Source organism: Parabacteroides goldsteinii (assembly GCF_020091425.1).
GTDB classification, from domain to species: domain Bacteria; phylum Bacteroidota; class Bacteroidia; order Bacteroidales; family Tannerellaceae; genus Parabacteroides; species Parabacteroides goldsteinii.
Map to the genome: position 1 here is coordinate 471,869 of NZ_CP081906.1, position 11,146 is coordinate 483,014.

6 protein-coding genes and 1 pseudogene are annotated in these 11,146 nt (G+C 42.7%); 1 reads left to right on the plus strand and 6 read right to left on the minus strand.

What is annotated here, in order from left to right; genetic code table 11:
* Window positions 1–71: 71 nt before the first annotated feature.
* A pseudogene (locus tag K6V26_RS02835) lies at window positions 72–2,765 on the plus strand (sugar-binding domain-containing protein).
* 83 nt (window positions 2,766–2,848) lie between these two features.
* Here K6V26_RS02835 and K6V26_RS02840 read toward each other — a convergent pair.
* From K6V26_RS02840 to K6V26_RS02865, 6 genes are all read right to left on the minus strand, one after another.
* Window positions 2,849–4,231 carry an MFS transporter gene (locus tag K6V26_RS02840; protein ID WP_224264552.1) on the minus strand — a complete coding sequence of 461 codons (1,383 nt, stop codon included), beginning with the start codon at window positions 4,229–4,231 and terminating at the stop codon, window positions 2,849–2,851.
* Between the two features lie 114 nt (window positions 4,232–4,345).
* On the minus strand, window positions 4,346–5,461 hold the full coding sequence (locus tag K6V26_RS02845; protein WP_224264553.1) for a glycoside hydrolase family 10 protein: 1,116 nt from the start codon (window positions 5,459–5,461) through the stop codon (window positions 4,346–4,348).
* Window positions 5,462–5,479: 18 nt separating this feature from the next.
* The gene (gene gcvP, locus K6V26_RS02850; RefSeq protein ID WP_224264554.1) at window positions 5,480–8,332 is read right to left on the minus strand and encodes an aminomethyl-transferring glycine dehydrogenase; all 2,853 of its coding nucleotides are present in this window, start codon (window positions 8,330–8,332) and stop codon (window positions 5,480–5,482) included.
* Between the two features lie 14 nt (window positions 8,333–8,346).
* Window positions 8,347–8,985, minus strand: coding sequence for an MBL fold metallo-hydrolase (locus tag K6V26_RS02855; RefSeq protein ID WP_007659412.1), 639 nt, complete (start codon window positions 8,983–8,985; stop codon window positions 8,347–8,349).
* Window positions 8,982–9,602, minus strand: coding sequence for a 16S rRNA (guanine(527)-N(7))-methyltransferase RsmG (gene rsmG, locus K6V26_RS02860; RefSeq protein ID WP_007659413.1), 621 nt, complete (start codon window positions 9,600–9,602; stop codon window positions 8,982–8,984). Before rsmG ends, K6V26_RS02855 begins: the two co-directional genes overlap by 4 nt.
* A gap of 9 nt (window positions 9,603–9,611) precedes the next feature.
* Entirely contained in the window at window positions 9,612–10,460 is an 849-nt protein-coding gene (locus K6V26_RS02865) for a DUF3298 and DUF4163 domain-containing protein (RefSeq protein WP_010800224.1), read from the minus strand.
* Between the last annotated feature and the right edge of the window lie 686 nt (window positions 10,461–11,146).

Below are 11,146 nucleotides of genomic sequence, written 5' to 3' on the forward strand. Positions count from 1 at the left end.
GTTGCGTGATAATTAAAAACAAGATGAGAAAAACTGTAGTATTATTGTTGTTATGCTTTGTGGCATATTTGATGCAGGCGAAAACAGATTCGCTAAAGATTGATTTGTCCGGTATGTGGCGTTTTCAATTGGATCCTATGGGATTTGGTAAAACCCCCGGATCGGAACTCTATCTGGATAAATTAGTAGAGACTATTGTATTACCCGGATCTACGGATCAGGGAGGGAAAGGTATTAAAAATAATGCTCGTTATGTGGACCGTCTCAGTCGTAAATTCGAGTATCAGGGAGCTGCCTGGTACCAACGTGAAGTTGTTATTCCTGAAGAATGGAAGAATAAAGATATAGTCTTGAATCTGGAACGTTGTCATTGGGAGACGACAGTTTTTGTAGATGAGCAGTTGGTTGGTATGGATGAACGTTTGAGTACACCCAATATTTTCCACTTAACAAAATATTTAACACCGGGAGTGCATACCCTGACCCTTTGTGTAGACAATCGTTTGAAATATCCAATGGATCAATGGAACCACGGAACTACCGAATACACACAAACTAATTGGAATGGAATAGTAGGTGATATATCTATACAGGCCAAAGAAAAGGTTCATATTCGCCGTGTAAATGTGTATCCTGATATAGAGAATAAGTCTGTTTTAGCGAAAGTCGAGTTATCTTCTTTAACTACATTTCAAAAAGGATCATTAGAGTTGCATGTCCGTGAAAAAGGAGGCAAACTTGTTGCAACCCATAAGGTTGGGATAGATAGTCTCGTTGCACAAAAGGGCATTGAGCAAACGATTAGCTTAGGTAAACAGATAAAATTATGGGATGAGTTCAATCCTTTTTTGTATGAATTTGAAACAACATTGCTTGTAGACGGAAAGCAGGACACCCGGACGATTACGTTCGGTATGCGGAATGTAGAACAAGGTAAGCATCATGTCCGTTTGAACGGCCATGATATCCATTTGCGTGGTGTACTCGACTGTGCAGTGTTTCCTCTGACCGGTTATCCTTCTACCTATGTGGATGATTGGAAACGTATATTCTCTACAATTAAGGAATATGGTATGAATCATGTCCGTTTTCATTCATGGTGCCCTCCCGAAGCTGCATTTATAGCAGGAGATGAATTGGGAATGTATCTGCAAGCCGAACTACCCATGTGGATTAAGGATGTTGGCAAATATCTTGCCAGGCGCGATTTCTTTGAAAAAGAGATGTATGCTATTCTGGATGCCTACGGTAATCATCCTTCTTTTATTTTAATGTGTAATGGTAATGAAAATGAAGGTGATTTTGCTATTTTGGAAGATTTGGTCAAGAATGCGCAGACTTATGATAACCGTCGTCTTTATTCTGCATCTACGGCTCGTACTCATACCGCTTCCGATCAATACTATGTGTCACATGTTACTTCCAAAGGATGGATCACTGTTTATGAAGGGACTCCGTCTACCGATTGGGATCGCAACAAAGAGTCAGACATTGATGTACCTGTTATAGCACATGAAACCGGGCAGCGTTGTATGTATCCCAATTTTGATGAGATCAGGAAATATACGGGTGTACTCGAAGCGCGTAATTTTGAAGTGTTTAGAGAAAGGTTAACCAAAAATGGAATGTTACATCAGGCAAATGATTTCTTCAAAGCTACAGGTGCACATACCGTATTACAGTATAAAGAAGTGAATGAATCTTTACTTCGTACCCGTACTTCGGGAGGTTTTCAATTGTTAGGCCTTGCTGATTTTCCGGGGCAAGGGAGTGCTTTTGTAGGAATCCTGGATGCTTTTTGGGAAAGTAAAGGTTTAGTTTCTCCCGAGAAATTTCGTGAGTCATGTGCACCGACTGTTTTGCTGGCCCGTTTACAGAAACGAACTTTTCTTTCAGGTGAACAATTGAAAGTAAAAATGGATATATATCATTTTGGTAAAGATGTTCTTAAAAAGGAAAAGCTAAACTGGAGCCTGATAGATGAAGATGGGAAAATAATAAGTAAAGGCACTTTGGACAATAAAAATATCCAGCCTTATACGGTTGACTCTTTAGGTACGATTGATATTGATTTGGATGGAATAACTCATGCTTGTCAACTAACATTGAAAGCAGGAATGGGAGGAGTAAAAAATGAATGGAATATTTGGGTATATCCGCAACAAACGGAAAAACAAACGAATTTTGTCTATACACGTAAATGGAATGAAGAAACTTTGAAGATGCTTGAAGATGGAAATAATGTATTACTGATTCCGGAAAAATGCGAAGGGCGTAAAACTCATTTTGCCAGTCATTTTTGGAACCCGATCATGTTTAATTGAAATCCGATGATTGTGGGTACTTTGATTAATGCCAACCATCCGGTTTTTACAGATTTTCCGACAAATGAATATGCCGACTGGCAATGGTGGGATATTCTGAATCATGCAACGGCTATGGATTTGACTGCTTTGAATAATATAACTCCTATTATTCAAAGTATAGATTCGTATGAAACAAATCAGAAACTGGGTATTGCTTTCGAGGCAAAGGTTAGAAAGGGTAAGCTGTTCGTTCTTTGTGTAGATCCGGAAAGTGATATAGATAACCGTTTAGCGACGAGGCAATTAATAACTTCGGTTGAAAAATATGTGGCTTCAGATCGTTTTGATCCGAGAGATACTTTGCAATCATATGAAATAGAAGCACTTTTTCCTACAATCTCTATATCAAAAAAGCAGAAAGGATCTCAAACAGCAATTCAGCAATTGCTAAATAAATAGAAAGTAGATAACCTAATAAAAAAGAAGGAAATTATTCTCTGAAAATGAGAAAATCTCCTTCTTTTTTGCTCTATACTAGGTTTTTAACAGCGGGTTGCATCCAGTTTCTTTACTACCAGCCCATATATAATCAGAGCAACGGCCGAAACTAGCGCGATCGCCCCGAAATAATACCATATATAATGGGCATGTGCACTGGCGGCTACCCACTCTTCATGTGTGGCGAACAGTGTCGGTTCCGGACAGTATTTGCTTAACAGGAAGCCTGATAAGCCGAATCCGAGTATAGATGACAGGAAGGAGTGAAGGTGGCTGAAACCGAGGTATAATCCTTCTTCGCCTTTGGGGGCCTGCAATGAGAAATATTCAAGGAAACGGGGGGAGATAAATGTTTCCGCTAGTCCCTGGAAGACAATCCCGACTACCATCATGAAAGCTACCGGATGCATACCGAGGATAGTTGTGTTGCCATCCAGCATATTTCCCGATGCCATGCAAAGAGCGGAGATCGGCATGATGAACATACCGAATGTCATAGAGGTAAGTGCGGTTTTCTTACGCATTAACTGGGTAACTAAGTTTACGGTCAATACTACAACCAGCGGATTCACGTTGGCATACCAGGAAGGAGAAGCTCCTTCGCCAGCCAAACGTAAAACATATTTAGGCATGGTTGCATACAGCTGGTGCTGAACCATCCAGAAACCGGAAATAATAAAGATCAATATGATCAGGCGACCGTTTGTACAGACTTTGATCAGTGCCGTCCATATTTGTCCGAAAGTTTTTCCTTCACCGGAATGTTGGCTGCTTTTATAGAAAAACCAGATCGCAATAAGAGCCAGGAATGTCATTGAAGCGGAAAAATAGTTGAGAGTGATCAACCCCTCGTTCCCTAATGCTTCGCGCAACGGTTTTACAATAGTTTTGCCGGAGAAGGCTCCTATATTTACCATTGCATAGAAAATGGAGAAACCTTTGGCACGGGTTTCGGGAGTTGTTTCTTTGGCTACAGTTCCGGAAATTACACTTTTGATGAATGATCCTCCGATAACGATCAGTATCATGATCGGGATAATTCCATAACGGAGATTACTTTCGAGCAATCCGGTAAATGTTGTTGTTGTCCCGTATTCAACCAGTCCGGCTGACTGGAGCCAGGTAGGATAAAGCCCCAACCCGGCATAACCGATGGTCAGCAAAGAGAAGGCCAATAGCATGGAATTGCGGAATCCGATCTTATCGGCCAGTGCACCGGCAAAAGTCGGGAGGAAGTAGAGGAATGCGGAGAATGTTCCGGCGATAGTTGCCGCTTGTATGTCGTTGAATCCGAGGATGCGGCTGAGGTAGAGTGTTATTACGATAAATACGCCATAGTAGGCGGCACGTTCAAATAGTTCGACGGTATTGGCTACCCAAAACGCTTTACTGAATTTGATTTTCTCTTTCTTTGTCGTTGTGTTCATGCGATAGTTATTTGTTTTTAGAATTAGAATATGAAATGTAAAAACGCAGGGATATGCAGATGAGAAAATTAGAGCTGCGTATACCTGCGTTTATTTACATCTTGTGTAAGTCTTTTATTTCTTTACAGTGTAAGTTTGATGAATCGCTTTGTCGAAAGCTTTCCAATGTTCGTCGGTCATGTTACCGGGGGTGAACAGGGCAACACCGGCTGCACCGCTTTCCATCGATCCGCGTACTGCTTCTTCTATTTCAGAAGGGATCAGACCGTGTCCTTCCGGATCTTTGATGTTAGCTTTGTTTTGCCAATCGTGGCAGATGAATAAACCACTGAAAACGGTTTTTTCTCCGTTCACAGAGTTTACTTCTTCCTTCGTCACCTCGCCTACCCAGGCAGCGTCTTCCAGGTAGAAGTCGTTGTAGTTCATCGGGAAGAATGCGTCGATATTCCATTTATTCCATTCCTGGCGAACCATCCATTTGGCGTGTGAGTCAGGACCGGGGAATACGGCTGCACTGATCTTTTTACCTTTAGCATGGACTGTATCTGCAATGCGATCTACCAGCTTAGTGATCAGGTCGCAACGGAACTGAGCCCATTCTTTGCATTTGGAAGGATCTTCAACAGATTTAATATCGATACCGGTTGCAGCCTTGAAATCGGCTACACATTTGTCGCAATAGCAATAATCGGCAGTCGGATATTCTTCGTTCATAACCAGACCGTATTTTTCCCAAAGACCTTTGGCGAGGATAACGTCTACATAACGGATATAATCCAGATGAACGTAATCTACTTCAGGAATATCGGCTACTTTGCCGTATAGATCGGTCAGGAATTCGGCAGTCCCTTCATGGTTTGGGCAAAGGCATTTGTAATAAGGAACATACGCTTGTACTTCGTAAGCCGGTTCGCCTTTGCGGTTTACAGCATACAGGGTGGAGTCCATGCCTCCCTGTAACATGGCCGGTATCCAAGCATGGTATTCCATACCGTTTGCGTGAGCCACTTTAGCGGCACGCTGGATTTTTTGCAAATCATGTCCGGCGTTGTAGCACATACCATCTAGCCCATGCGATTTCCATTTACTAAAATCGGCTTGTAAGGTCTCTTCGGTTGTATTACCGCCTTCACCTTGCCAGCCGTACACTTTGATTTTTGCTTCCGGTGCTTTGTTGCAAGCCGTTACCAGAAGGGCAACGGCTGCTAAAGCTAAAAATACTTTTTTCATTCAGATAGTTTGTTGTTATTAAATTTCACAAGCACAGAGTGTCGGGATCAGATTGCGGTCGCCGTAAGCATTATCTACGCGGGCCACATTGATCCAGAATTTACTGTCATGCAACCATTCCAGTGGGAAGGCTGCTTTACTACGAGGATATTCATGCTTCCATTCATCGGCGGTTACTTCATATTCCGGATGAGGAGCATTTTTGAGCACGTTATCTTCTTTAGAAGCTTTGCCTTCTTCCACTTCCTTGATTTCTTTCCAGATGCAGTCCATCACTTCGGCAAAACGGTCGAGTTCGGCTTTGCTTTCGCTTTCGGTCGGTTCAACCATTAAAGTTCCGTGTACCGGGAATGAAAGCGTAGGTGCATGATACCCGAAGTCCATCAGACGTTTAGCGATATCACCTTCGTCGATGCCTGAACGTTCTTTTACACCGCGGCATTCCAGAATCAATTCGTGGCCAACCCGTCCTGTGGCTCCGGTATAGACGATTCCGTAAGTGTCTTTAAATTTAGAAGCCAGATAGTTTGCATTCAGGATGGCAGTTTTAGTAACAGTTTCCAGTCCTTCCGTACCAAGCATGCGGATATAAGCATAAGTGATCGGAAGGATACCTGCACTACCATAGGGAGCAGCAGAAACCGTATTCAAATCGCTTCCCCAGGCTACCGGATGAGAGGGTAGGAACGGTACCAGATGTTCGGCAACACAGATCGGACCAACGCCCGGACCACCACCACCGTGAGGTGAAGCAAATGTCTTGTGCAGGTTCAGGTGACAAACATCAGCTCCGATAGTTCCCGGATTGGTCAATCCTACCTGAGCGTTCATATTGGCACCGTCCATATATAACTGTCCGCCACAAGCATGAACAATATCACACATTTCTTTGATGTCTACTTCAAAAATACCGTGGGTAGACGGATAAGTGATCATGCTGGCAGCCAGGTTGTCTTTGTTGGCTTCTGCCTTGGCGCGGAAGTCTTCCAGGTCGATATTACCGTTTTCGTCGCATTTAACAGTAACAGTGGTATAACCGCACTGGATAGCACTGGCCGGATTAGTTCCGTGGGCCGATGCCGGAAGCAATACGATATTTCGATGTCCCTGTCCGATGCTTTCGAGATAAGCGCGGATGACACGAAGTCCGGTATATTCGCCGGCGGCACCTGAGTTCGGTTGTAATGTAACACCTTTGAATCCGGTGATCTCTGCCAGGTAGCAGCACAGGTTTTCAATCAACTCCGTATAGCCTTCTACCTGTTCTTCCGGTGCGTACGGGTGAATATTCATAAATTCAGCACGGCTGAGCGGAAGCATTTCAGATGCAGCGTTCAGTTTCATCGTACATGATCCCAGGGAGATCATCGACTGTGCCAATGATACGTCTTTGCGTCCCAGACGGGTGATATAACGCATCAGCTCGGTTTCCGTATGATATTTTTTGAATACATCTTCCTGAAGGAAGTCGGAAGTACGGGCGAATTTCTGATCGAAATAAGTTTTTTCCGGGATGGCTTCTTCCAGCATATAGTCTTTTCCGGCAGCACCGGCGAAGATATACAACAATACGCCTATATCGGTAGGCTGTGTTGTTTCGTCAATACTGATGCCTACCTGGCCGCCTTCGAAGTAGCGAAGGTTCACCTTGCATTCCAAAGCGATTTCACGCAGTGCATTTACAGAAACATGAGCCGGTAATTCGATCTTCAATGTATCGAAGTAATCCTTGTTCAGTTGTCTGTAACCTAATTTTTCAAGTTCGGCAGCCAGGAATCCGGCCGAAGCGTGGATGCGTCCGGCAATGTTGCGCAGACCTTCTGCTCCGTGATATACGGCATAGAAACCGGCCATTGTTGCCAGTAAAGCCTGTGCGGTACAGATATTTGAAGTTGCTTTTTCACGTTTGATATGCTGTTCGCGTGTCTGCAAAGCCAAGCGGTAAGCCGGATGTCCATAAGCATCTTTCGAGATACCGATGATACGTCCCGGAATAGCACGTTTGTATTCGTCTTTTGTTGCAAAATAAGCAGCAGAAGGACCACCGTAGAACATCGGAATACCGAAGCGCTGGCTGCTGCCGAACACTACGTCGGCTCCCCATTCGCCCGGAGGTGTCAGCAATACCAAACTCATCAGGTCGGCTGCTACGGCTACACGGGTTTCGTTGGCGTTCGCTTTTGCAATAAATTCTTTATAATCTTCAATCGAACCATCCGCATTCGGGAATTGTACGATAGCTCCGAATACATCCGGTGTAAAGATGAATGTCTTATAATTTCCTATTACCACGTTGATACCTTGTGGAATCATGCGTGTTTTGATTACGGCTAAAGTTGATTCAAATACATTCTCATCAACAAATAGTGTATTGGCTCCGGCTTTTGCCTGTGCACGGCTCCGGCTTCCGTAGAACATGGTTGCAGCTTCGGCAGCAGCAGTCGCTTCATCCAACAAAGAACAGTTGGTTAGCGGTAGAGCGGTCAGCTCACTGATTACAGTCTGGAAGTTCAACAGTGCTTCCAGGCGTCCCTGCGATACCTCAGCCTGATATGGTGTGTATGAGGTGTACCAAACCGGATTTTCGAAGACATTACGCTGGATAGGAGCAGGACAGATAGTATCATACCACCCCATTCCGATGTATGACGTAAAAACTTCATTCTTGGATGCCAGTTCGGCGATATGTTCTGCAAACTCCCGCTCAGTCATTGGCTCCGGAAGATTCAGAGGTTCTTTCAGACGAATATTGGCCGGGATTGTCTGGTCAATCAGTTCGTCAACCGATTTAACACCGATAGCTTCAAGCATAGCCGGGATATCTTCCTCTGCAATGCCGACGTGGCGGTTTACAAATTTATTTGTGTCCATAGTATTTAATGTGTTTATAAATAAGGATTGTTTAATTTTTCGTCGATAACTCTTGTTTCCGGTCCGTGTCCGGGATAAATAACCGTTTCATCCGGCAATGACAGCAATTTGTCGTTGATGGCTGCGATCAGTACTTCCTGATTACCACCCCATAAGTCCGTACGGCCGATGCTTCCTGCAAACAACGCGTCTCCAACAATGGCAAAACCGTTCTTTTTATTGTAGAAAGCCACGCTGCCGGGAGAATGTCCGGGAACTGTCAGGACCAATAATTCCGAATGTCCGAATTTGACCACTTCATTGCCGACCAGCTGTTTCTGTACCGGGATTTCTTGGAAATGTCCCGGTAGTCCGAATGCCTGCGCCTGTTTGTCGGGTGCAGGGAGTTGTTCCACGTCGAGCCGGTGTGCCTGCGGGGATAAACCATACGTTTTATATATAAACGGATTCCCGAAAATATGGTCCAGGTGTAAATGCGTACAAAGCAGATGTTTCACTGTCAGTTTATTCTCTGTAATGAAATCGCTCAGCTCTTTTTCTTCCGACGGGCGAAGACAACCGCAGTCGATGATGACAGCTTCTTTGGTGTCATCATACAACACGAATGTGTTTTCCTGGAAATAATTGAATTCAAAAGCCTTTATTGTAATCATAACGGTACGTATACTACTTTTTTAGTTTGAAAAAATTCTTCTTTGAAGTGATCGCCCAGTTCAACAACGATTGCCTGTTTCTGAAAAGCCTGTATTTCGTGTTGCAACTCACCGCCTTTCAGACATATCAATCCGTTGGGCAATGCGTTCTGCTGTTCTTTCTTTACATTTTTGCGGGATATTTTGACCAGGTCTCCCAATGGCATGACTGCCCGGCTGACAACAAAATCGAAAAGCTGTTTTTCCTCTTCTGCCCGGCAGTGACGGAATGTTACGTTCTTCAAACCGATAGCTTCCGCCACGGCTTGTCCGACCTTGATCTTTTTTCCGATACTGTCAACCAGATGGAATTGTACTTCCGGAAAGAATATAGCCAACGGAATACCGGGAAATCCTCCGCCGGTACCGATATCCATAACAGATGAACCATCCTTAAACTTCATCATTTTTGTTAACCCCAGCGAATGAAGGACATGATGAGGATAAAGATTCTCGATATCTTTGCGTGATATCACGTTGATCTTTGAATTCCAGTCAGTATATAAATCGTACAGAGCTTCGTATTGTGCAAGTTGCGTTTCGTTCAGCTCCGGAAAATAAGTTTTTATCAGTTCCATAGATTATGTTTAAAATGCCAGATGTGCAATCGGACTTTCTTTTTTGAGCAGATATTGTATTTCTTCGTAAGGAAGATGTACATTCGTTGCACCGACTACATAAGCGGCTATCTCATATTCGTTAAATGTATAGGTAATACCATTGTCGTCAATCAGGAAATTGCCGTTCGGGAAAATCTCGTCGATACTGAAGAACCCTATATTCTCCAGTTCTTTCGGATTTTCCACGGTATTTTGTTTGGCAATCCGGTCTATAAGGATTTGTGCCAGGTCTTCCTGAAAACCTTCGATAAAGATGTCGTCTTCCTTGATCAGGTTACCTGTTTTCATATCTATGACATGATTCGTAAAAGAATGGGCGCCATGAGCACCACCTGTGTAATTTTCAAAGTTGACAGTGTAACTTAGGATGTCATTTTTATTGTAGGCTATATCATCGGACGACATTTCAAAATAGGAGAACCATGCTCCGACCGGAGTTTCGTCGGCTTTTGCTACTTCTGCTTTATATTCGTCTTCCAAATCTTTGTAGTTGTTCAGGTAATCTTCGGTATATTTGGCAGTCGCTTCTTCGGGGGATAAGTTTTCGTAACCATCTCCGAAGTAAGAATACACAAATTGCTGTTGTATCTTTTTCAGGATATCTTTATTGTCGTATTTTGCCGGATAGGTGAAGTTTATCTGAAGATTACAATTCGGATTTTCCGGATTTTCCAGGAGGTGATATGTTTTGTCCACACTGATCGAATCGAATGTCACATCGTTATCCGTCGTCTTTTTTGTCCCGATGTTACAACCGCTGACAAATACACTTATGAGAAAGAGAACTACAAGCTTTTGGCATAATTGCGTCTTCATTGTGATACAGATTTAATTTTATACTTTAAAATGCAAATGTACATGTTTCTCTCCGAATTACCGAATTAGTTTACCGGTTGTTTTAGGTAATCCTATTCTTTTTACCGGTAGTAATCTGTTTTTGGCGTCCTCAAAAACATTTATGAGGCCCTCGAAAACAAAATACTTACTGATCAAATAACAATGGTTACATGTATTTCTATTGCATACATGTATATTTTTAGATGAAAAATTGATTATTTAAATCTTCTGTGTATCTTTGTTCCGCACATGAAATGCAAGGTGTTGCTTCATGAGCATTTTATAAGTTAGACATAAGCGTTTTTTAATATTATTTGACATCGAAATCTCGACAATTTCACCCAACAAGTAATAGTACTGTAAATGCAAATGTTCTTTTCTGTTTATACACAATGAGATAATTGTAAAGTTGTTCGTGTATATAGATAAGAGCGTGGTACTGTTATACATATTGTTGGGGGGCCTGTCGAGAGCCTCAATGTCTATATATTGACAGTATCCACGCTTCTTTGATTTTTCCAGGCTACAGTTTATAAACTTTTTTTCTCCGGTATTCTGCGGAGCGGCATTTGACGGAAGTTTCTTCTTACAAAAATATATGATATTTTTCAGATGTAATTCATCTTATTGATTTTCACTGAACTTTAGAAGTTTTTTAGAGAAAT